The organism is Mesorhizobium sp. 1B3 (genome assembly GCF_050958605.1).
Classification (GTDB): Bacteria; Pseudomonadota; Alphaproteobacteria; order Rhizobiales; family Rhizobiaceae.
In genome coordinates, this window is the sequence record NZ_JBJHDO010000002.1 from 664,645 (window position 1) to 687,351 (window position 22,707).

The 22,707-nt window shown below is 62.0% G+C and carries 20 protein-coding genes; 4 read left to right on the forward strand and 16 right to left on the reverse strand.

Features of this window, described 5'->3' with window-relative positions; genetic code table 11:
- Positions 1-9 precede the first annotated feature (9 nt).
- Positions 10-1,119: a serine hydrolase domain-containing protein gene (locus ACCO56_RS08215; RefSeq protein WP_433639436.1), complete on the forward strand. Its 1,110-nt coding sequence runs from the start codon at positions 10-12 to the stop codon at positions 1,117-1,119.
- A gap of 7 nt (positions 1,120-1,126) precedes the next feature.
- Here the strand turns inward: ACCO56_RS08215 and ACCO56_RS08220 are convergent, their stop codons facing one another.
- Positions 1,127-1,411: a DUF3175 domain-containing protein gene (locus tag ACCO56_RS08220; RefSeq protein ID WP_433639439.1), complete on the reverse strand. Its 285-nt coding sequence runs from the start codon at positions 1,409-1,411 to the stop codon at positions 1,127-1,129.
- 151 nt (positions 1,412-1,562) lie between these two features.
- Between ACCO56_RS08220 and ACCO56_RS08225 the strand changes: the two genes are divergently transcribed.
- Positions 1,563-2,327 carry a metallophosphoesterase family protein gene (locus tag ACCO56_RS08225; RefSeq protein ID WP_433639440.1) on the forward strand — a complete coding sequence of 255 codons (765 nt, stop codon included), beginning with the start codon at positions 1,563-1,565 and terminating at the stop codon, positions 2,325-2,327.
- A 12-nt stretch (positions 2,328-2,339) separates the two neighbouring features.
- On the opposite strand, the gene ACCO56_RS08230 is transcribed toward ACCO56_RS08225, so the two are convergent.
- From ACCO56_RS08230 to ACCO56_RS08250, 5 genes are all read right to left on the reverse strand, one after another.
- Positions 2,340-3,362, reverse strand: coding sequence for an acyltransferase family protein (locus tag ACCO56_RS08230; protein ID WP_433639442.1), 1,023 nt, complete (start codon positions 3,360-3,362; stop codon positions 2,340-2,342).
- Between the two features lie 21 nt (positions 3,363-3,383).
- Complete coding sequence (locus ACCO56_RS08235; protein ID WP_433639444.1) at positions 3,384-5,273, reverse strand: acyltransferase family protein; 1,890 nt, start codon at positions 5,271-5,273, stop codon at positions 3,384-3,386.
- 100 nt (positions 5,274-5,373) lie between these two features.
- The gene (locus ACCO56_RS08240; RefSeq protein ID WP_433639446.1) at positions 5,374-6,654 is read right to left on the reverse strand and encodes an O-antigen ligase family protein; all 1,281 of its coding nucleotides are present in this window, start codon (positions 6,652-6,654) and stop codon (positions 5,374-5,376) included.
- Positions 6,655-6,829: 175 nt separating this feature from the next.
- Positions 6,830-8,086, reverse strand: coding sequence for a polysaccharide biosynthesis/export family protein (locus tag ACCO56_RS08245; protein WP_433639448.1), 1,257 nt, complete (start codon positions 8,084-8,086; stop codon positions 6,830-6,832).
- Between the two features lie 82 nt (positions 8,087-8,168).
- Positions 8,169-8,843 (reverse strand): sugar transferase, encoded by a 675-nt coding sequence (locus ACCO56_RS08250; protein ID WP_433639451.1) that lies wholly within the window; start codon positions 8,841-8,843, stop codon positions 8,169-8,171.
- A gap of 619 nt (positions 8,844-9,462) precedes the next feature.
- Here ACCO56_RS08250 and ACCO56_RS08255 point away from each other — a divergent pair.
- Complete coding sequence (locus ACCO56_RS08255) at positions 9,463-9,723, forward strand: exopolysaccharide production repressor protein (RefSeq protein ID WP_433639840.1); 261 nt, start codon at positions 9,463-9,465, stop codon at positions 9,721-9,723.
- Between the two features lie 139 nt (positions 9,724-9,862).
- Here the strand turns inward: ACCO56_RS08255 and ACCO56_RS08260 are convergent, their stop codons facing one another.
- The 5 genes from ACCO56_RS08260 to ACCO56_RS08280 form a co-directional block, all read right to left on the reverse strand.
- Complete coding sequence (locus tag ACCO56_RS08260; protein WP_433639453.1) at positions 9,863-11,320, reverse strand: lipopolysaccharide biosynthesis protein; 1,458 nt, start codon at positions 11,318-11,320, stop codon at positions 9,863-9,865.
- The gene (locus tag ACCO56_RS08265) at positions 11,317-12,498 is read right to left on the reverse strand and encodes a glycosyltransferase (RefSeq protein ID WP_433639455.1); all 1,182 of its coding nucleotides are present in this window, start codon (positions 12,496-12,498) and stop codon (positions 11,317-11,319) included. The genes ACCO56_RS08260 and ACCO56_RS08265 overlap by 4 nt, the downstream gene beginning before the upstream one ends.
- 99 nt (positions 12,499-12,597) lie before the next feature.
- Positions 12,598-13,086, reverse strand: coding sequence for a methyltransferase domain-containing protein (locus ACCO56_RS08270; RefSeq protein ID WP_433639457.1), 489 nt, complete (start codon positions 13,084-13,086; stop codon positions 12,598-12,600).
- 392 nt (positions 13,087-13,478) lie between these two features.
- A complete protein-coding gene (locus ACCO56_RS08275) occupies positions 13,479-14,561 on the reverse strand; it encodes a glycosyltransferase (RefSeq protein WP_433639459.1) in 1,083 nt (360 codons plus the stop codon).
- Between the two features lie 115 nt (positions 14,562-14,676).
- Entirely contained in the window at positions 14,677-16,047 is a 1,371-nt protein-coding gene (locus ACCO56_RS08280) for a UDP-glucose dehydrogenase family protein (RefSeq protein WP_433639461.1), read from the reverse strand.
- Positions 16,048-16,350: 303 nt separating this feature from the next.
- On the opposite strand from ACCO56_RS08280, the gene ACCO56_RS08285 reads away from it, so the two are divergent.
- The gene (locus ACCO56_RS08285; RefSeq protein WP_433639464.1) at positions 16,351-17,100 is read left to right on the forward strand and encodes a class I SAM-dependent methyltransferase; all 750 of its coding nucleotides are present in this window, start codon (positions 16,351-16,353) and stop codon (positions 17,098-17,100) included.
- Between the two features lie 13 nt (positions 17,101-17,113).
- On the opposite strand, the gene ACCO56_RS08290 is transcribed toward ACCO56_RS08285, so the two are convergent.
- From ACCO56_RS08290 to ACCO56_RS08310, 5 genes are read right to left on the reverse strand one after another with little or no spacing between them, the layout of a single operon-like run.
- The gene (locus tag ACCO56_RS08290) at positions 17,114-18,979 is read right to left on the reverse strand and encodes an ABC transporter ATP-binding protein (RefSeq protein WP_433639466.1); all 1,866 of its coding nucleotides are present in this window, start codon (positions 18,977-18,979) and stop codon (positions 17,114-17,116) included.
- Positions 18,979-19,935 carry a serine kinase gene (locus tag ACCO56_RS08295; protein WP_433639469.1) on the reverse strand — a complete coding sequence of 319 codons (957 nt, stop codon included), beginning with the start codon at positions 19,933-19,935 and terminating at the stop codon, positions 18,979-18,981. Before ACCO56_RS08295 ends, ACCO56_RS08290 begins: the two co-directional genes overlap by 1 nt.
- Entirely contained in the window at positions 19,932-21,848 is a 1,917-nt protein-coding gene (locus tag ACCO56_RS08300) for an asparagine synthase-related protein (protein ID WP_433639471.1), read from the reverse strand. The genes ACCO56_RS08295 and ACCO56_RS08300 overlap by 4 nt, the downstream gene beginning before the upstream one ends.
- Complete coding sequence (locus ACCO56_RS08305; RefSeq protein WP_433639473.1) at positions 21,845-22,279, reverse strand: lasso peptide biosynthesis B2 protein; 435 nt, start codon at positions 22,277-22,279, stop codon at positions 21,845-21,847. The genes ACCO56_RS08300 and ACCO56_RS08305 overlap by 4 nt, the downstream gene beginning before the upstream one ends.
- Positions 22,263-22,562 carry a PqqD family protein gene (locus ACCO56_RS08310; RefSeq protein ID WP_433639475.1) on the reverse strand — a complete coding sequence of 100 codons (300 nt, stop codon included), beginning with the start codon at positions 22,560-22,562 and terminating at the stop codon, positions 22,263-22,265. The genes ACCO56_RS08305 and ACCO56_RS08310 overlap by 17 nt, the downstream gene beginning before the upstream one ends.
- Positions 22,563-22,707: the final 145 nt, after the last annotated feature.

The window sequence follows — 22,707 nt, forward strand, 5'->3', positions numbered from 1 at the left end:
GGAGCAACAATGTTCGACGAACTCTCTCGGCGTCTCGAAGTCTACCGCGCGGACGGCGCGGTAGGTGCTTCCCTGGCCTTCGCTTTCGGAAGCGACGCTCCTGTGACTGTCACGGCAGGTGAGGCCGACAGGAAGCTCGGCATTCCTCTTACCCGCGACCGGCTCTTCAAGATCGGGAGCTGCACCAAGACCTTCGTCGCGGCGGCCCTGATGCGGCTCGCGGAGGAAGGCAAGGCTGATCTCGATGATCCGGTCGCCAAGTGGTTTCCGGATGTTCCTGGAGGTCAAGGGATCGCCGTGCGTCAGCTCGTCAACCACCGCGGCGGGCTTCCCGAATTCGAATACGATATTCCGATGACGCCTGGCCGCTTATGGAAGCCGCGGGAACTCGTGGATCTGGCATTCAAGGTCGACAAGCAGTCTCCGTCGGGCGGAACGGCCGTCTACAACAATACGGGTTATGTGCTTGCCGGAATGCTCATCGAGGCGGCCTCCGGCCTGTCGCTCGGCGAATATGTGCGCCGGCAGATACTCGACCCGCTCGGCCTCGCAGACACCTGGTCGCCAGCGACCGAGACTTTTCCTGGGGAAAGGTTGGTGCGCGGCTATTATCACCGTCCGCCGCCTCGCGGCGGCGACGGTGCGGCCGATCTCGCCTCGGGGGCCGAAATGTGGCGCATGGAGGGAATCCTGCCCTATTCGGAAGATCTCCAGGATTCGACCGACCTCTTTCCTTACCCCGCGGCCTATGGCTGCGGCGACATGGTGTCGACGCCGGCTGACATGGTAGCTTTCCTCTCCGGCTTGTTCTCGGGTCGCCTGTTGTCTCCCGGGATGGTGCGGGAGATGACGGAGAGCCGCGCATCGGTAAGCTACCCCGGCACCCGGCTCAGGGAGACCGGGGCGGGACTGTTGCTTTCCGAATATTCCGGCCGACTGATGTTCGGCCACCAGGGAAGTATACCTGGCTATGTCACCGTCATGGAGCATGACCGCGAAACCGGCCTGTCGATCGCAATGACGAGCAATGTCGGCTCAGGCAATCGGATCTCGTTTTATGCGAACGGGCTGCATCCTGTCTTGGACGACGTGATCGAGATCGTGCTACGGCGCGCCTGAGGGAGCATCAGGCCGCGTCGCGCCCGAAAAGCTCCCGCAACTCGTCCTTTGCCTGCTCCAGCACCTTCTTGCGTCCGGCAGGCAGGTTCTTGCCGGCCCGGTTGATATAGAACGTCAGCATCGACATGGCCGACCGGAAGGGCTCGGCCTTTCTTTTATGACTTTCCTCGGCCGATCGCTTCAATGATCGGGCGATCTTCCTCGGGTCGTCGGATTCGAAGATGTGGGGTTCAAGCGCCAGCGCATCGCTGTGCTTCGTGACTTCGGCCGACCATTTTTCCTTGCTGGCCATCTTTTCGCCTCCGCATTGAGGGAAGGCACGGGAAATGATGGTTGTCGCGAAAAGTTCCGGGCCCCGTCCCGTTGCCACGGCGCCACGCTCTTGCCAGACCGGCTGCCTTGCAGCAGTTTGACGGCATGCAGGATTGGGAAGGCTGGGCGGCATGAATTTCCGATGGCCGTGGGCGGAGCCGACCAAGACCAGGCGAACGCGTCTCGCACTGGATCTTGAGGACACGCTCGCCTACGCGGTTGGCGACGTTCATGGCTGCCACGAGGAATTGCTGGCGCTCGAAGCCAAGATCGAGGCCGACGCCGCGTTCTTTTCCGGGCGCAAGCTGATCATCATGCTTGGCGATTACGTCGACCGCGGGCCCGCGTCGTCCAGCGTTCTCGATCACCTCCTGAGGCCACCTCCGCCGGGCTTCGAGCGAATCTGCCTCGCCGGCAATCACGAGATCGCCATGCTGGACTATTGCGAGGGTCGCATCACTCTGGGCGAATGGACATCGCTCGGTGGAGACGCGACATTGATCTCCTACGGCCTGGATCCGGCCTATCTCGGTAGGGCATTCGGTTCGGCGCGAAAGGCGGATGAGCACATCCGCAAATCCATCCCGGATGGGCATATGCATTTCCTGCATGACTTGCCGGTGCTGGTGGAGACACCGCATTTCGTCTTCGTCCATGCCGGCATCCGGCCCGGGCTAAGCCTCGATGAGCAATCCGACGACGACCTCACGCGGATAAGGTCGGACTTCCTTCATCATCCGCACGGCCTGAGGCAGTGGATCGTGCATGGCCATACGCCTGTGCCCACGATCGTGCCTGAGGGGCGCAGGCTCAACATCGATACGGGCGCCTTCTACAGCGGCTGCCTCAGCGCCGTTCGCATCTGGCGCAAGAAGGGACATGTGATCTCTACCTGAGCCGACAACCTCTCATCCCGCTTCGGAGGATCGCGGCTTGATACTGGCTTTCGCGCCGGCCCGCCGCCGCGATTTCACTAATGTGAGCAACGGCTTCTCGAGAAGCTCGTAGGAGAGGATTCCGAGCGCGGTGCCCCCCGTCACGCCCAGCACGAGAGTTGGCAGTGCCCCGAGCGACAGGATTTCGGAGGTCTTGGCGGCGACTGAGATCGCCAGCGTGTGCCAGAGATATATCGAATAGGAAGCGTCGCCGAGATAGCTGAGCCAGGGCCAGCGACGGATCGGCCCGCTCTTTTCGACTGAAACCGCGCCCGCGACGAGAGCAATCGCGAGCAGGCCGAAAAAGAGTTCGTCGAGGGGTCTCGGGAAAAACGCAAGTGCCGTGAAGCCCGCGCAAGCGACAGCAATCGCGACTGTACCCATGGCGCGGCCCAGCAACCGGCCATCCAGCCACAATTTGCCTAATATCGCGCCACAAAGGAATTCGAGGATGATCGGGCGCGTAAAGGTCGCGGGTATGGGATCCACTGGTCGAAAATACCAGCCAGCGAGAACGAGCCCGACGAAAACCGTTGACAGCGCAGGCAGCCTGCGTTGGCGGGGCAGGAGCAGAACGAGGCCGAAGATCAGATAGAAGAACATCTCCAGATTGAGAGTCCAGCCTTGGACCAATAGCGGCCATATCTCACCGTTGCTCGGAGAGCGATGCGGGATGAAGGCGAGCGAGGCGGCGACATGGTCGGCGGTCAACTGGATTCTCGGAAACAGGCCCGCTAGCGCGCCGACGGCCATGATCAGGGTGACGATCCAGTAGAGGGGGGCGACGCGCAGGAGCCGGTCGCGATAGAAGGCGCCCATGGAGACCGGCCGTGTGGAGGCCAGGACCCACATGACGAAGCCGCTGATGACGAAAAAAATGTCGACGCCGGCCATACCGACGGCGAAGTGCTGACCGCTTCGTTCGGCGGCATGAAAAACGACCACCGCCAGTGCGGCCACAGCTCGAAGATATTGAATGCCGAAGAGTTTGGTCATGTCTGTCCCGCCAATTTGAAATTAGCGCGGGCTGGGTGTCGAACCAGAGACCAGTTCCTCCTCGCGAACCAGCGGGAAATAGGCTTTGACGGCACGGGCGCTGCCGTCGACGGAATAATGTCCGTAGTCTTCAAAAAGAAACACGCCTTTCTCTCGATAAATGCAGGATTTGCCGTCGCAGATTTTCGCGAGCGGATCGATGAAGCGCGAACCGGCGGAATAATCATGGAGTTGCGCATTGATGGTCGGGTCGAAGAATACGTCCCAGCTGTCGGTCGAGTCGGCGAGCCTGCCACCGTTCCAATAGGCGATGACCTGAACGTCCATGGAAAATTCCGGTGACTGCCCGATGACATAGACGTCGACGTCGAGATCGGCCAGCGCCTGCAGGGTGCTCTCGAGTTCGGCCAAACCCCTCGATTGCTGATCCGTCCAGCGGGCAGCCAGCACCACGGTATCGATGCGCTGCTGCCGGATGATGTTCAGCGCGTTGGCATTGAAGTCGGTGCAGCGCGGCCGGGCATATGATTTGTAGGACAGGATCGGCGGACACCCGGCGCCGGTATATTGCAGCACCGTGGCATCGATCCTGTCGGCGTTTGCGATGATTCCGGGCACGTATTGCGCGGCGAAGGAGTCGCCCCACAGGAGCATCCTGTGGGGTCCACCCGCCGTCAGCGTGCAGGCCTCGGGTTTCCAGCGCCGGTGGTCCGGGTCGCCAAGCAGGAAGCATTTGCCGGGGCGCCATTGCTTATGGCCGGCAATGTCTTTCTGCGTGAAATCCGGAAACCGCGCGGGAAAGCCCTTGGCGCGCACGCCGACTGTGCCGAACGCGGCGAATGCAGCCATTGCGGCGATCCCTCCCGTCAGGAGACGGCGCCGCGTGATCCAAGGTCTCCGCTGCCGGAAAGGCTGTTCGATATAGCGCCAGGACAGGACGGCGAGAAGGAGGCTGGCGGCCACGATGCCCGCGACCTGCCACCCCGTTGGTCGCGCAAGGTTCTGGTAGCTGACGAAAACCACCAGGGGCCAATGAACGAGGTAGAGCGAATAGGAGATCAGCCCTATTCCCACCAGCGGCTTCACGGAGAGCATGTCCCCGACGAAGGTGCGCGCGTGGATGCCGCAATAGATGACGATCGCGGTCCCGAGGCAGGGGTAGAGCGCACTCAGCCCCGGGAACGGTGTCGTTTCGTCGAAGATGAAAACCGGCGCGAGGATGAGGGCGAGGCCAGCCACGGCCACAACTTCGCGTGCAGCCCGGCTGCGGATCGTACGCGGAGGGCTGAGGGCAAGAATGGCGCCGATGAGCAGCTCCCAGGCCCGGGTCGGCAGCAGGTAGAAGTTGGCAGTCGGTGCCGTCTCGGTCGCCAGGACGCTCAGTGCAAAGCTGAGCAACAACACCGGCAGGAGGACAAGCAGCCACCGCGACTTGAACCACCTTGCGATCAGATAAATCGCGATCGGCATGAAGATGTAGAACTGCTCCTCCACCGACAAAGACCAGGTATGGAGGAGGGGTCGGTAAATCGCACCGGCTGCGAAGTACCCGGAGTCCTTCCAGAAGTAGATATTCGAGACAAACAGCGTGGCCGCGACCAAGCTCTCCGAAAGGTCCTTCAGATGGGACGGGAGAAAGACCAGGCAGGCATAAAGATACGTGGCCAGCAATGTCGCGAACAGAGCAGGAAAGATGCGACGGACACGCCGTTCGTAGAAAGTCAGAATTGAAAACTTGTTGTTGCGGATATCGGACAACAGGCTGAGGGCAATCACATAACCCGAGATGACGAAGAATACGTCGACGCCGATGAAGCCGCCGCTGAAGGTCGACATCCCGGCGTGAAAAAGCACGACGGGGATGACCGCGAGAGCCCGCAACCCGTCGATATCGGCACGATATCGGATCATCGAGAGGCGGCGCCTCCCCGCGGAAGCAACGGACTTCCTCGGCGCGTGGCACGGCCGGCCTGTGGCAGGCGCTCAGGATCGACTGTCGGCCGCCCTGTCGTCATGGGTGGATTCTGCCGTCGGCGGCATATGCCCTCCAGTCGGGTGCCGCACGTGCCGCGCGTGTGCCCATCGCCCGCCAGCCGGCTACCCGCCCGGCGGTGTAATAAAGAAGGAAGGAGCCGATGGCGTAGGGGTGCATGACGTCGATCTCGAAGAAGGACCGTATCACCAGCATCATCGTGATCCCTGTAAGGATAAGCGGTCCGAGCCCCGCCGGGCTGGCGATGACCCTCCTCAACACGCCGAGAGAGGTCACGAACAGGACAAGGATTATGAGCGCGCAGCCGATATAGCCGAGCTCCACGAGTGCCTCGATATAGGTGTTGTGGAAATGGAAGCCGCTGCGGGCGGTGATATAAAATTCGTGCCAGAGGCGCTCGGCCTCCGAGAAGCCCTGCACCCAATAGGCTTGGTAACCCAACCCGACGATCGGTGATTCCTCGGCGGCCAACCATCCCTCCGACCACAGATAGGTGCGTCCGGTGAGGGTCGAATCCTTACCGAAGAAGGCGAGGATCAGGTCGACCACGCCCAGTGAATATGCCCCGACCGCGACGATGATCGCCAGCGTGAGGCCAAAAGCGACGAATGACTTCCTGGTCCCCGGCTGGAAGAACAACGTGCAGCCCAACGCTATGACGGCGAGCAGCGTTGCCGCCAGCGCGATTATTGCCGTCGCCGACTGGGACATGACAAGGCCATAGAGGCCGAAGATTCCAACCAGTACGGCGAGCGCTTTCGTCACGCGCCGGGTCGACGGCAGGAAGAGATAGGCGAAAGCTGCATAGACGGCGAGCGAAGCAAAGAAACCGAGCTGGTTCTTGGAGCTGAACATTCCCGAAAAGCTGTAGCTGCCGTCGAGCGGGTCATAGATGAAGTCCCCGAATGCGAAGGAGAAGAGCAGGACGAGGAACGTTCCTCCGAGCAGACCCGTAAGCAACGTCTTCAGGTCTATCGTACGCGCGGCGATCAGCGCGCACACAATATGCGAGGCGTATTGCACTCCGGCGCGCGCAGTGACACGCGGCGCGTCGGACCAGAATACGCTAAGACATGCGAACACGGCGAAGGCGACGATCCAAAGATACCGTGTGTAATTTCCCAGCACGGCCCGATAGTCGATCAGGATCAATGGCAACCACAAGGCGTAGTAAAGCAGCACGCTTGGTTGGCCGTAAATGAAGGAGTAGGCGAACACGAACACCGACAGCGATACGGCGACGCTGCCGTACCAGTGGTTCGTTCCCGGCTCGATGAATATGGCCTTCGAAAGCTTCACGGCGAATGTCTCCACTCGCCCGTGCCGCCGGCTAGAGCAGCGTGCCGAAAACTGGAGGCCGGTTTTCGGCAAGGACGCTGCGAAAACAAAGACCCTACAGCAGCGGACCGGCTCCGAAATGGAGCCCGCTGCTGTAGAGATGCCAATCGCCGGGGTGCGGTCGCCTTTGTCGTGATCATTGGCTTTCCGGCAGAAGCACCTTCACTTTGACGACGTCGCCCGGAAGCACCGGCGTGGTTTCTTCCGCAGCAATCTCTTCGGCCTTATCGCCGGTGGTTCGCACGATCGTGAAACTCGGTTGCACGTCGCTCGCACTGAGTGCGGCCGCGGGTGAGAGCGACATGGCTTCGGACATCAGGTTGCCGTACTGCGCGATCTTCAGATTGACCGCTTCCAGATCGCCTTCGACCTGCTGCAGTTCCTGTGCCAGCCCGGCTGCGCGGTCGTTGCGCAGAGTGATCTCGTCCTGTGTCGCCTTGGTGATGTCCTGCTTGGCCCGAAGCGAATTCGTTCCGATGTCGAGAATGCGGCTTTCCAGATCGGCAATGGTGCGCTCGAGCGAAGATACCCGTGTGTTCACCACCAGGCCTTGTTCGCGGAGATTGCCGACATCTGCGAGTTCCTTCCGCGACAACTCCAATTGCCGCGATTGGGTGACCGATTTCTTCTCCAGCGCCTCGATCTCGCTACTCAGCAGCTTCTTCAGATCGGCCAGCGCCATGAGCTGCAGCTTCAGGCTCTGGTTCCTGACCGCCATCAAGGACGCTTCGCCTTGGACCAGGCTGGCCAGAGACGGGTCCTTCAACTCTTCGGGTGTCTCGATCGTATCCTTGTCGGCTGCTTCCGCCTGAAGGCGAGCACGCTTGGCTAGCAGACGGTTCCTTTCGTCGATCACGACCTTCTGGTTCGACTGGGCATTGATGAAATCGCGCTCGGCACGCTGCCCGCCTTCGGCACGCTTGACGCCGCCGGCGATGCTGAGCGCCTTCAGCACTGTGAGGCCCGGATCATAGGGATACTTTCCGGGTGTCTGCACGTCGCCTGAAACGAAGAAGGGGCGGAACTCGGCGATTTCCACAGAGGCTTCAGGACGGTCGAGCAGACCGAATTTCTGCTGCAGGCGCTCTCCTATCATCGTGGCGATCTCGGCCGTGGTTTTGCCTGCAGCCGGCGCTTCGCCGATGAAGGGCAACGACAGATCGCCTGTCGGCCCGACGGTATAATCGCCGCTCACGCCCGACCAGTCACGGAAGGTTCCTTCGGCGGTCTGCCATTCGACCACCCTTATCCTCAAACGGTCCATGGGACCCAGCCGGTACTCCGATGCTTCCGCTGCCGCCATCCAGAAGAGAGAGGCAAGGGCGAGCAGGAGCTGGGTGGCGGCGGCCAGAGCGCGCCGCTTCCCGGCCGTATCGAGAAGTGGGGAGTTCATCTGCTGGCTGCTTTCATGTGCTGAGAGAGGGATGATCCCCAGACCGGGGCAAGACGAAGCGCATCTGCGGGGCCTGCCTGGGTCAATAGCTGCCTCTCGATGTGCAGACGGCCGGGATCGTCTTCATGATGATGACGAGGTCGGTCGAGAAAGACCAATTCTCCACGTAGTGACGATCGAGCGCGACGCGATTTGCGTAGGAGGTGTCATTGCGGCCGCTGACTTGCCAGAGCCCGGTCAGACCGGGGCGGGACTTGAGATAGAAGATCGCGCACGAGCCGTAGATGTCGAGCTCGTCCTTGACGACCGGACGTGGTCCCACGATGCTCATGTCGCCTTGCAGGATATTGATGATCTGCGGCAGTTCGTCGAGGCTGAGCTTGCGCAGGACGCGGCCCACCCGTGTTACTCGTGGGTCCCTCCTGAGCTTGCGCGTGGCCCGCCACTCCTCGCGGCATTCGGGATGGGCGGCAAGATGCGCGGCAAGCACCTCGTCGCCGTTTTCGACCATCGTGCGGAACTTCAGGCAGTGGAAAACCCGTCCACCGCGGCCAATGCGGCGGTGCCCATAGAAGACTGACCCGCCATCCGAAAACTTGACGAGGAGGCTTAACAACAAAAGGAGGGGGCTGAGCAATATGAGAGCCGCCGAGGCCCCCACAATGTCGAATCCGCGTTTTACCAAACCACCGATCGGGGCTGCTTCGACGCTAGACTCCAGTGTGCCCGACCCCGCCCACTTCGCGGCATTCTTCATGACGCTACTCCCAACGGCCATCGAAAATCGACGGCACGGTACCAGAAAAGTTGTGCGTTGCAATATATGGTCTTCTGCGTTGCAGAAGAGGCTACAATCACAGCCGTCCAGCAAATAATCAGTCTCTGCACAATCATTATCTGAATTGTTGCATTTTTGAGCAGGAAGAAGTGTGGATTTGCTGCAGTCTACGCGAAACTTTACCCTGCTCCCTTTTTAAGCAGGCGAGGAATCAAATTATCTTTCGTTCAGCTGTCGAAGTTTGATCCACTGGGGGCGCTTCTTCCGCAACCTGTTGTTCTTGCCGGGAAAACCCAGAGTCGAGCGTCGCCGGGTCTAGCCCACTCGGGTGATCGGCGGTCGATCAAACGGGTGGCATGCGCTTCCGATAGGCGACCAATCGGGCCAAGCTTGCTTTGGTCGATCACATAATATATCTTTTGATCTAGCTGCCTGTTACGTTTGTGAGAAGTTGCGAGACCGATGCACTGATCGTGAACGCACCCCGGACGAGGCCTGACAGGCAGATTGGAGGGTAAGGGTGTCGATCTACGCCGCTTCTCGCGAGCCGCGTCCGAAAGGGCAGGCCTGAATGTCTTTTCCGCGTTTCCTGGTCGGAATGGTCTCCGTCCTTTTGGTCTTCGCCGTTTCGACATACGCCATGACCGGGTCGTTGGGCTCGACGCTCTTGCAAACCCTGATCTGCGCCGTTCTTATTCAACTCGGATATTTCCTGGTCGTATTGATACTCGTTGCGCGAGGCGAGCGCGAAACGGTCTCGAGGCCGAGGGACGCTTATCGTCGAAAGGCGGCCAAGGCGGACAGCTTTGCCGCCAAGGTGCGGCATATTACTAACCTGCTCCGCTCTCGACATTCCTAAAGCGTGTCGCTGGCAATCGGATTCGGGTAACACGCCTTAGGTCTTTCTTTTTGCCGCATTCTCGCGACGCCGACCGAATCCGGTCGGCTGCGAAATGCTCCAAGCATGTCTCCCGAAAGTGTGCAGCGCGTTGCGCTTCTCAGTGGATCGCGGCGCTGATCCGGTTTAAGGCCGCGAGAAGCGCCTGGCGTGAGTTCGGCAGCAAAAGCATGAGAACGAGTGCGATCCCATAGTTGAGGACCAGCGCAATCGCGATCGCAACGATGTTCCAGGCGAGCCATGATTGCGGCAGCGCAAGATAGCAGGCCCAGGCCGCCAGCGCCGACGCGACGAAGAGAAGCTGCGGCGCAAGAAAGTCCCAGGCGCTGACCGGACCCACGCGATGCAACAGCGCCGCGAGCACCGGTATGCGCAGGACGTAGCCGCTGATCGCATAGGCAGCCGCGACGCCCACTGCACCCCAGCCTATGCCGATCGCGAAGGCTGCGACAGTCGTGACCGAGGAATAGACGCCCCAGCGAAACATCGTCCCGGTCCGGCCCTGGCAAATAAAGATCCAGCCGGTCGTGGCCGATATCGGCTGGGTGAGGCTCGCAATTCCAAGCCAGGCAAAGATGGCCGCCACCGGCAGCCAGCGTTCTCCGAAAAGGATTCCGATCACTTCTCCAGCCGTCATCGTCAGAGCGGCGATGCCGGGGGCGGTGACGGCTGCGAGCAGCCAGTTTGTCTCCATGTAGATGTCGCGGAACCGCTTCTTGTCGTCCTGGATGCGGCTGAGGATCGGAATCATCAGCCGGCTCAATGGCTGCGTAATGTTCTGTAGGGGGAACAACATCAGCTTGTAGGCGCGGTCATAGTAGCCCAGTTGCGTGGCGCCCGAGAATTTCGCGATCAGCAAGTTGTCGAGGTTGCGCGCGAAGAAATTGACGAGATTGAACCCCGTCAGATTTGCCCCGAAGGAAAGGATCTCCCGATCGATGCGCAGCTCCGGCTTGCCGGGTGTCCATCGTGCCGTGCGCCAGGCTGCTGCGAGCGTGACGACCGCGGAGACGGCCGGCCCGATCACCAGCGACCAATAGCCCATGCCCGCATAGGCCGCCGCGATGGTGGCAATCAGGCCCGCAAGCGCCGCCATGACATCGTTCAGGGCGAGTTGGCCGAATTGGAGACGGCGATTCATCAGCGCAAGCGGCAGTGCCGCGAAGCTGAAGAGGAACAGCGGCGCGCCGCTGGCCAGCGTGATGCCGGTCATGCGCGCGTCGTCATAGAAGAGGGCGATAGCCGGAGCCAGGGCCGAAACGATGGCCGTGCAGCAGAGCCCCACCGCCCCGCTGACCCAGAAGACCTGGTTAAGCTGCCTCTGGCTGATCTCGCGGCGCTGGATGACGGCCTGTTGGAGGCCGAGATTCTGGAAGAGGCCGACAAAGGCCACAATAGGTGCGACCGAGGCGACGAGACCGAAATCCTCGGGCATCAAAAGCCGGGCCAGGATCACGACCGACAGGAATTGGATCGCGATCTTGATGCCTTGGGAGAAGCCCGTCAGAAGCCCGCCGCGGAGCGCGATGCGTCCGAATTGTCCAGGAGCGGCATTCATGCGGCGGCTCTTGTGTCGGCCAATCGCGCCAAGACGTCAGCGAAATCCTCGTCCAGCCGGTGGTTGTTGAAATCGGCTTCGACCTTGCGTCTCGCCGCTCGTGCGACAGGCTCGCAGCCTTCCGGATTGCGCGCGATCCAGCCCAGTTTCGACGCGAGGGTCGGGGCATCCCGCTCGGGTGCGAGGAACCCGGTCTTGCCGTCCTGGATAAGTTCCGGAATGCCGGAATGATAGGTGCTGACCACCGTCAGGCCCGCGGCCATGGCCTCCATCAGCGCCACCGGAATTCCCTCGACATCGCCATTGCCGGCGGACACGCTGGGGAGGACGAAGGCATGTGCCTGGCGCAAGCGCTCCTTGACCTCGGCATGTGGCCGGCCTCCGAGGAACGCGACCCGTCCCTGGATGCCGAGGCTGTTAGCAAGAGCCTCCAGGCTTGCCCTAAGCGGGCCATCCCCGACGACCGTGTAACGCCAGTCGAGAAGCGGGTCGGACGCCGCCACGATGGCAAGCGCCCGCAAGGCGAACTCGACGCCCTTCTTCTCGGTGAGACGGCAGACCGAGATCAGTTCCAGCGGGCCGTCGCGCCAAGAACGCCAGCCATAGGGAATGGCCTCCGGATCGATGCCCATATGATGCACGGCGACATTTTCCTCCGGCGCGCCGGCTTCGATGAGCATGCGGCGGAAGACGTCGTTGACCGTGAGGCAGAGGGTGCCGCGACCAAAGAGATCCTTGTAACGTGAGAGATCGGCTTCGCGGGCGGGAACGCCGACGTCGTAGCCATGGAATATCGCGACCAGGGGCGGCTTGAGCACGTTCCACTTCTTCAACCGGGCCGCGCGCGCACCGTTGTGCCCGAAATGAGCGACCACCACGTCGCAGTTGTTGAGGTGACGAGCGAAGGCTGCATCGAAGGCGGTCGATATCTTGTCTCGGAAGGGTGCTGGCACATGCGACATGACGGGACGCAGGCGGGCCGCCGGTCCCCACCAGTCCCGCGTCTTGGCCAGAAGCGTCGCAAGCGGCTCGCGCTGCCGGTCGAGATGCTCGTCGTCGGCTATGCCGTTGCAGACGACATCGACCTGGAAGCCGCGTTTCAACAGGCTGGACATCTGGCTGATGATGAAGGTTTCCGAAAGCGATGGAAACCGGCCTACGACAAAGCCTACCCTCACGACGATCGCACCGGGCGATGGATCGGGCAAAACGTCTTGGGTGGCCGCCTGCTTTCCAAAACGGGAACCTTTCGAACTCGAGTGTATGTCACGCGCCGGTCAGTGGACTTGCGGCGGCTTGGCGGCGATGAAGACGCGCTCGCCGGGGATGATGGAATATCTGACGGAATCGGCGCCATCGCGCACGAATTCAGTAAGCAGGAAGCCTGCCTGCCTGACCCGGTCCCGGAAGTCCCGCCCGTAGCGGCGGACGTGGTCTTCCTGCCCGAAATGCACGAGCCGGTCGCCTTGATCTGTTATGCGGGGATCCTCGTAGCTGGTATCCCATCCCTCGACCATGGGCACGGCGAGGAGCGCGACGCCCCCGGGCTTGAGGATACGGAACAGTTCCGCCAGAGCGGCCCTGTCGTCTACATGCTCGAGGACATGGGAGCAAATCAGCGCATCGAAGCTGCCATCAGGTAGTTCAAGAGCCTCGATGTTCAGCTTGAGATCGACATCGTCGCGCAGGAAATCGGTGGTGACATAGTTGGAGCAGAGCGGCCGCACGAACCGGGCCACCGCCGTCTCCGGTGCAAAATGCAGCAACGAGCCTCCAGGCGAAAACGGCCTGGTCTGGTCGAAGGCCAGCTTGAACAGCCTGTGCCGCTCCAGCGAGGAGCAACCGGGGCACATGGCGTCCGGTCGAGGGAGCTTTCCCCACGGCGCGAAGGGACCCTGATACCCGCAGATCGGACAATGCCTCGACTTGAGGCTGGCGGCCCGCGGCGGCGGCAAGTCCCGAGGGTCCAGTCTTTGCGCCGCTTTACGAAGAGCTTTGGCAAGAAGCAGTCTAACGTCCATCTCGATTGCATCCAGAGGGCCGAACTGTTGCTGCTGTCGCCGGCACGTGCCGGGCCGGTCAGTTTCCAATGGAAAGGCTGACATGCGCATCATTGCTCAAAGACGTTGGGGTTTCTAGTGCCTGGACGAGACGGTCTCTAGGAGGCCAACAGCGCCCGAGGGCGCTCGGACGCCTTGTTCAGCACTTTGAGAAAAGTCGAGAACTGCCCTTCGGGTAGCATTTCTGGCCGCTGCGAAAAGCGTAGCGCGTCGGCGGAGAGGCGCGCATAGTAGGGCTCGTCACTCCACATCCGTTTCAACTCGCGCGCCCAGTCGTCCGCCGGCGCATCGTAGTCGAGCGTCAGTCCTCCCTTGCCGATCGCCTCGGGCAGGCCGCCGCGCGTCGAGCCCAGGACGGGAATGCCGCTGCAATGGGCCTCCGATGCGACCCGTCCCCATGCTTCCTCCCATTTGCTGGGCGCAAGCAGGATCCGCGTGCGGCCGTAAACCGTCTTCATGTCGGTTGTCCGGCTCTCGAGCGTGATGTTGCCGAATGCAGCTATCTCCGCTTCGATCTCGGCGCGATGCTCCTTCGACAACTTCCAGCTTTCCTGGAAGAGGAAGGGGATCTCGGGGCAGCGCTGCGCGATCTGGAGTGCCAGTTCGAATCCTTTTTCCTCGTAGGGATTGATGAAGGTGACGCATTCGCGGCTGCTCGACGTCGTGTAGAGCGCGGGATCGATGGTCGGGGGGATGATGGTGGAGTCGATGCCGAAGCGGTTCTTGTAGGTCCTGGCAGTGAATTCGGAATTGGCGATGTAGTGCGCCGGCCCCAATTCGCCGAGATCGCCGCCCAGTTCGTGGAACTCGACGTTTCTGAGATAGATGACGATCGGGACACCGGCCTTCTGCAGTGCCTTGCCGAGCGGAACGGACTTGTGGCACTGCACGACCGCAACGTCGGGCCTAAGCTTGGAAACGGCGAACGGTACGGCCTCCCAGGGAAACCAGGCGCGAACGACCGGATAGCCGGGAAAAGTGTCGATCACTGCGGGGTCGCCCAGGAGCTTCATCTTGACGCGTGCCTTCATTCCGAAGACGCCGTCGCCGAAGAGGGCCGCCAGCACCGTCGCCTCATGGCCATCGTTGCGTAGCTGAGTCACCAAGTGGTGCGTGCTCGACTGCACGCCGCCATGGAATTCGGGATAATAGCCGTTTCCGCCTGCGAACAGTACCTTCACGCAGATCTCCTAACTAAGCAGGTTTCGGAAAAGCGCCCAGCGGTTTTCCGACATAACCTGCGGCAAAAGAGGAAGCCAAGCAGATGAAGGCGTGGGCGAAGCCACGCAAACCCGCTTAGCCAACGCTCTTCAGACGGGGCGCTGCCTTGGCCGGTTCGGCGATCGAGCGCCCGATGCTCTCGTAACGAAGTCCATGACGCGTCACGACAGCGGGATCGTACAGGTTTCGGCCGTCGAAGATTACGGCCGAGGCCAGGGAACTTCTCAGCAAGTCGAAGGGAGGTGCCCGGAAGCTCTTCCATTCGGTGGCGATCAGAAGCGCGTCGGCGCCCCTGAGCGCACTTTCCTTGGTGCCGCACAGCATCAGGTCGTCGCGCTGGCCATAGATGCGCTGGCATTCCTGCATCGCTTCCGGGTCGTAGGCCTGGATCCTGGCCCCTGCCTTCCACAGGGCCTCCATGAGCGTCCGCGACGGGGCCTCGCGCATGTCGTCGGTGTTGGGCTTGAAGGCCAGGCCCCAAAGAGCGAAGGTCTTGCCGGTGAGATCGGGGCCGAAGAACTTCGTCACCTTCTCGAACAGCGCCGACTTCTGCTCCTCGTTGCGATGCTCGACGGCCTTCAGCACCTTCGGGTCGAAGCCGATCTCCTCGGCCGTCCGGATCAGGGCACGGACATCCTTGGGAAAGCAGGAGCCGCCATATCCCAGGCCGGGATAGATGAAATGATAGCCGATGCGCGGATCGCTGCCGATGCCCCGGCGAACCTCCTCGATGTCGGCGCCGAGCTGCTCGGCAAGGTTCGCCATCTCGTTCATGAAACTGATCTTGGTGGCGAGGATGCAGTTGGCCGCGTATTTGGTGAGTTCGGCGCTGCGCACATCCATGACGATGATCTTCTCATGGTTGCGATTGAATGGCGCATAGAGCTCCCGCATGACCTGTTCGGCGTGTTCACTTTCGGTGCCGATGATGATGCGGTCCGGCCTCATGCAGTCGGCGACCGCCGAGCCTTCCTTCAGGAACTCGGGGTTGGAGACGACGTGGAACTGCAGTTCCTTGCGGCCGCGTTCGGCGAGAACCTTGCCGATCCGGGCTTTGATCTTGTCGCAGGTGCCGACCGGCACGGTCGACTTGCTGACCACCACCAGGGGCTTGTCCATGTGGCCGGCGATAGTCTCGGCCACGGCCAGCACGTATTTGAGGTCGGCCGATCCGTCTTCGTTCGGGGGCGTGCCGACCGCGATCATCTGGATGTCGCCATGAGCCACGGCTTGCGCGGGATCGTTGGTGAAGGTCAGCCGCCCGGCGGCATAGTTCTGGCTGACGAGATCTTCCAGCCCCGGCTCGTAGATCGGGATGATCCCTTGCTTCAGGCGTTCCACCTTCTCGGCATCGACATCCACGCAGACGACGTCGTGTCCCACATCCGCCAGCGCCGCCGCCTGGACGAGACCGACATAACCGATGCCGAAGATCGTGATGTTCATTGGCGAGGGAATCCCTTCAGTTGGTCGACGTCGTGGCGCGATGCACCAAGCCTACGGCCTTAATTTCCACGCGACGTCACTATACGGGAAAGATGACCCGGTGGAGTCACGTATTGAAACGCCATGACAAGAACGGGTCGGTTCTGCTTTGCTGCACGGGGCATTTTTCCGGTGTCCATTGCTGCATTGCAGCAGAATCCTAGCGCGCGACATGCTGCGGCGCAAGATCAACCGCCATGCGCAGTTCGGATATGATGAGCGTACGTCAAGGGGAGGGGCAAAGGTTCCAGGGAGGAGGAACGCATGACGCAGGAGCGATTCGAAGACCGCATTGGGCGTGAGCGCGACTTTCACAACGAACGGTTCGGAGCGACGGAAGAGCGCCCGGAAGATTCCTACTATTTCGCCGTGGAGGCGGCAGCGGCGGCCTATTGGAGGCTCGTCCGGCAGGCGGCTGTCGGCAGGGATGTTCTGGAGTATGGCTGCTCGAACGGCGGTCGAAGCATCGATCTGGCTCACTCGGCGAAGCACGTCACAGGCATCGATATATCCGATGTCGCGATCGCCCAGGCCAAAAGCGAGGCCGAGCGCCGATCCATCCGGAACGTCAGCTTCAAGGTCGACAATGCCGAGAAGATGGAGCTTGCCGACGCTTCCTTCGACCTCGTCTTCGGCAGCGGGATCCTGCACCATTTGATCCTCGATGTCGCCCTCAAGGAGGTGAGGCGAGTCCTCCGCGGCGGAGGCAAGGCGATCTTCTTCGAGCCTCTTGGCCACAATCCGGCAATCAATCTCTACCGAAATCGGACACCGCAGTCGCGAACGGTCGATGAGCATCCCCTTGTGAAGTCCGACTTCGATCTTATCGCACGGCATTTTTCGAAATGCGAGCCCCGCTTCTTCGGGCTTTCCACACTTGCCTCGATACCGTTTCGCCGCAAGGCGGCGGGCCGCGTCATCAGGACCGTCGGAGAGAAGGTCGACAATGTGTTGCTGGGTCTTCCCGGTCTGAAGTGGCAAGCCTGGATCACCGTCATGGAACTCGAGGCATGACGCACTGAGCGGCTCAGCCATCAGTGCCGCTTCGACGATCGGGAAATGAGAGCGGACCCGCCGGTGCCGAAGGCTGCTCGCCCGCAAGCATCTGGGCCAGCCGGCTGTCTGCGCGCTGCGTGAGCTGGGCGAAGCTGCCGGTCTCCACGATCCGGCCGTCCTCGACAGCCACGATCCAGTCGGCGAAGGCGATCATGGAAGGGCGGTGCGCAATGGTCAGGACTGTCGTCTCTCCCCGCAGCGCGCCGATCGATTCGGCGATCAGAGACTGGTTCTCCCAATCGAGCGCGCTTGTGGCTTCGTCCAAGATCAGCAGTTGCGGCTTGCGCAGCAGCGCTCGCGCCAAAGCTATGCGCTGGCGCTCTCCGCCCGAAAGCCGGCTTCCGCGATCGCCGACGATCGTCTGCAAGCCCTCTGGCAGGCTCCTCACGAAGGTGTCGGCACGGGCGGCGCCCAACGCAGCCCACAGCTGGTCGTCTCCCGCATTAGGCGCCGCGAGGCGGAGATTGGCGGCAATAGTGTCGTGCAGCAGAAACACTTCCTGCGGCACATAGGCGACGCAGTCGCGCCAGTGCCGGCGGTTGCTCCCATCGACGGCGACGCCATCGACGCATAGCGATCCCGTCTCCGGTTCGAGCAGGCCGAGCAGCATGTCGGCAATGGTGCTCTTTCCAGCGCCGGAGGGGCCGATGAGGGCGGTGATCTCACCTGCGGGGACACTGAAGGAAACGTTTCTCACGGCGCCTTTGCAGTCCTGGCCGGGGTAGGAGAAGGAGAGCCCCTCGGCCCGCAGCTCCGATGTGAGGAGCGGCGCGGCCAAGCTTGGATCTCCGGCGTCCTCCCGTTCCTCGTCGAAACTCATCTGGATGCGGCGCATCGCGCCAAAGGCTGGAAGATTGACGAGAATGTCCTGGAGATGCGTCTGCAGCTCCATGAAGCGGGGGGCCACACGCATAAAGACCAGGATGAGCACCACGATCTGGGGCAGGGAGAGATCGAACCGGGCCAGCGCGACGTAGACGAAGGCCGCGAGTCCGACGGCACTGGCGATCTGGAACAGGGCCGTCCCGACCGTGCTGACGCGGACGAAGCGCGTGTAGTCATGCTTCATCCGTTCGAGTGTCGAGCGCAACTGGCTGAAATATTGCTGTTCGACATTGAGGCTCTTTGCGACCTTGATGCCGGTCAGGAATTCGGAAACTGTCCGATACTGCTCCCGCCGGTTTGCCGTGATCGCTCCGCCGTAACTCGCGGCCTTCAAGCGGATCGGCTGCAGCACCGCGAGGGTAATGCCGCCGATAAGGCCCGCAAAAGCCGTCATTGCCGGGGATATGAGCAATGACACCACGAGATAGACGAGCAGGATGACACAGCACTGCACCAGCATCAGCATGTGCAAGGCGGCGCCCTGGACCCGGTCGATGTCGCCGGTCATGGCGTGGTTGAGATCGGAGCCGCGGAAGCGGCCGAACACTCGCCATCTCGCCTTGCCAATGCTCTCGAAGAGATCGACCCGCAGCCGGTTGATGAAGTCGTATTGCATCTCCGCCATAAAGATGGACTTGAAGCGCACGAACAGCGCCTGGGCGGTGACGAGAAGCACGAGCATGCCGAGTACCGGCAGAAGACCGACCCTGAGGCTCGGTACGAGCCATTGCGTAACGGCGTTGGCCGGCAGCGCGAGGGAATAGGAGCCGTCCGCGGCGCCTTGCCCGACCAAGTGCAGGAGCGGAACGAGCAGGAGGATCGATATGCCCTCGGTCAGGCTGCCCAGGATCAGGAAGCAAAGGGCGAGCAGGATCCTGTTGCCGGCACGTTCGCCGATGAAGCGGCCGAAAGCGGCAATCTCGAGGATCTTCGATGGTATGAAACGGCGCATCAGGGTTCACCCTCTGCTAGGTCCCGCTCGACGAGCGTCACGAGCTCGTCGAGGCGCTCGAGACCGGCAGGGGCGATGAGACGTCGCACGCCGACGGACCCTGCCAGCTCCGCGCAGAGGCGTAGATGTCCGGCGGCACTTGCCCCATGGAGCGCGGCCCCCTCGAACCGCGTCACATAGGAGAAGCGGAGCAACGCCAGCAGCGCGGTCTGCAGTGGCATCGGCGTGACTTTCGCCTTGGCGCCACGTTCCAGCACATAGATTCGCCGCACGCCTACGCTGGCATGAGAGAAGCCCTGTGGGAGCCGATGCTGGCGCTTGTCGATGGCGTGATGGATGCGAGGTTCGACCGTGGCGTCGATCTTCACCGCCTGAGCCGAATCGGGTGCCAGCTTGATCTGGGGATATGCCGGCAGGATACCGAGCTCGCCAGTCGGCATGGTGTCGAAAGCCAGCACATCGTCGGTCAACAGCCGGTTTCCGGCGGCAACGAGAGCTGCCGCGGTCGTTGACTTTCCCGCGCGCTTGTCTCCGAGGAAGATCGCGCCGCGATCCCCCGCGGCAACGGCGCTGGCATGCAGCACGAGCTTGCCGCGCAGATGCAGAAGCAGGGCCATGACGGGGCCGAGCAGGGGCAATGCCAACAGCCTGTCACCGGTGCCGGCCGCGCGCTCGATCTCGATCTCCCTGGTGCCGCGGATGCGGAATGCGCCGGCTCCGCTCCAGGCCAGAAACTGCGTGTCGGCACCGAACTCGAAGACAGAGCCTGTAGCCGGCGCGGGGCGCCCGGTTTGCGCGAACCTCACCACCACATCCGCAGGTCCAGGCAGCGTTGCCTCGAGTTCCGGCAGCGCAAGCTCGGAACGGATCGCCAATCCATAAGCCCGGTAAAAATATTCCGGCGCCTCGCGCGTCGCCGGGGAGCGAGTATCGAGCGTCGGATCTGCCTGGTTCATGCCGCCATATCCGATTGGCGGCCGGCCCGCAGCCAAAGCGCGAGTGAAATGGTGCGCCAGATGAACTGGACCTCGTCGCCGCGCGCCGCGGCGGGAGACGACATCATGCGTTCGCACGCTTCGCGAAGCTCGCGCAGATTCACGTAGCCGGCGATCCCATCGACGTCGCGGACGAGCACGCTGTCGAGGAGGGAGCGGTGATGATGCAACAGCCCGCGCACCAGATTCGCCTTGAAATCGACCTTGTCGCGGCGCCACTGGACCTCGGCAGGCAGGATCTCGTCCATCGCGCGCCGTAATACATGGCGTGACCAGCCGTCGCTCAGTTTCTCGCTGGCCGGCAACCCCACGCAGAACTCGACGAGACGTTTGTCCCAGAAAGGATATCGCGGCTCGATTCCCGTCGCCGCGGCCGCCTTGTCGAGGACCTCGAAACTATGGGCTATCCCAGGCGACGATATCAGCCACCGATGGTGGGTTGCCTCGCTGAGGGAGGCCTCCCGTGATTGCCTGGTGTGCTTTCCGATTCGCTCGGACAGATCCGTCCGCGAGGCGAAGTCCGGATTGACGAAGCGCCGCCATGCAGGAGAATGCGGCGTAACGGACTGGCTCGGGATGAGACGGGAGCGTGCCCGATGAGCCATCCGGAGCAGCGGCTGTAGATGTCGTCCGGGTCCGTAGTTATTGAAGAAGGTGAGGAAAAGCCGATCGCGGTCGTCGCCATACGTATCCGCGTAGGCGCGCAACTCGCGCCGTAGAGCGATCCAACGCCCGGACTTCGCGAGTTCCTGCAGGAAACCGTAGCCATGAGACACGACTTCGTCGCCGCCATGGCCGTCGAGCAACACACGCAAGCCTTTGTCCGCCGCCAAGGCGTAAAGCTGCCGGCTGACGCTGAGGCCCGTGGCGAGGAAGATGCCTTCCTGCTCCCGAAGCATGGTTTCGAACCCGGCAAAGGGCGCATGATCCCTGACCGGCACGAAGGCCGGCCCGAAGTGGCCTTTCGCGAGCACGGCATCGATGAAAGGACGCTCGTCCATTCCGCTTGCCTGGTCGAACGCGAGCGAGAAGGTCGTCAGCTTGCGGCCGCAGGATGCGAGATGCCGTCGACCGGCGATCATGGCGATCGACGAGGAGTCGAGTCCGCCGCTGAGCATGGCGCCGATGGCTTTGGTGCCCCGCATCCTGGCTGCGACCGCTGCGTCGAACAGCTCGAGGAAACGATCGGCATGGTCCTGCCCGGAAGGAGGGGAAACTGGCTCTAGGTCCCAATAACGCCACAGACGGATCTTGTCGGCCGTCACGGCAAGCGCGTGGGCTGGTGGAAGACGATTGATGCCGAGGTAGTGGGTGGCGTCGGTCTCGTCGACGAAGCCCGCGAGGATTGCCGCGATGTGACGCTCATCCAGGCGGGGGGAGAGGTTGGTCGATCCCAAAATCGCCTTCGCCTCCGAGGCGACCACCAATCTTTCTTCATTGAGAAGGTAGTAGATCGGCTTCACGCCGAAATGGTCGCGAGCGCAGAACGCGAGCTTACGCTTGCCGTCCCAGATCACGAAGGCGAAATCGCCGAGAAGGTGGTTCGGACAGTCCTCCCCCCAGCGTCGATAGGCTGCCAGGACCAAACGGGAATCGGAGAGCGTACGGTTCGAAAGGCCAAGGGCCTCGACGAGGTCGTCGCGGTTGTCCAGGCGTACATCGGCGGAAATCGCCATGTCGTCTTCCAGACAAGGCTCTTCCGGCTCGAAAAGGGTCGTATGAAGTTGGGCGAGGCCGAGCGCGACCTCGCGGGCGCTCCATTGCGCCGCGCCATCCCGCGCGCGATGGCGCATGATCTGGAGCAGGGCTTGCATGGCTGCGGCGCTGACCGGTCGCTCACCGGCCCGTTCAAGGATCGCCGCGATACCGCTCACGGTTTTTTCCAGTCCAGATCGGCAAGCGGCGTGAAGCCGCCGATGTCTTCTTCGCCGCCGCCGAGCACGATTCGATCCTCACTGACCAGCCAGGCGTGTGCGACGAAGCGGCCTTTGTCGTCCCGCGCCACGCCGATTCTCACCTGCGAGGACTTGCCTCGACGTGCCAGGATCAATTGCCCGGCCAAGGCCTGTGTCAGGCAGGATGCGCGCGGGACAAGTCGGGCGGCATTGCGCACCGCCCAGGCCACGCGTCTGAGTTCGCCGGCGGCCGCAACACCTTGAACGGGAGGCGCCTGAAACCAGGCGCGCATCCTCCTGTAGGACAGGACGGTGAGGCCTAACCTGACGGTTGCGACAGTCGCCAGGCAACCGGCGAGAAACAGCATGTCGGAACCGCTTAGGGCCAGGAACCTACGCAGCGCCTTCATTGCTTAAGCCTATCAGCCGGACACGGGCGAGATGCGTTACGAGCGCTTCAACATCGACACGGCAGCGCGCCGGGTCCACGTCGTACATTTCGACGATCGCCTCGCATAGCTGCGAGACCGACCGGGGCTCCTGAATCAACTCCCAGATCCGGGCGCCGACCTTGTTCAGTCCGTAATAGGTATTCGAATGCAAATCGAGCAATGCCAGCTCTCCGCCCAATTCGCAGAAGACGACATCGCTGTTGGCGCGGATCAATAAATCTTCCGCGAAATCGGCGCCCATGAGGCTATACCTCGTTTTCGATAGAAGCAGGCCGGGCTTCCAGCAGCGGAGCTCAACCGGGCCAATAGTCGATCCGCGAAGCGGATCAGGAAAGGAAGCGGAGCTCATGGCTGAAACTCCGCTTCAGCTTGTTTCCTGCCTCCCT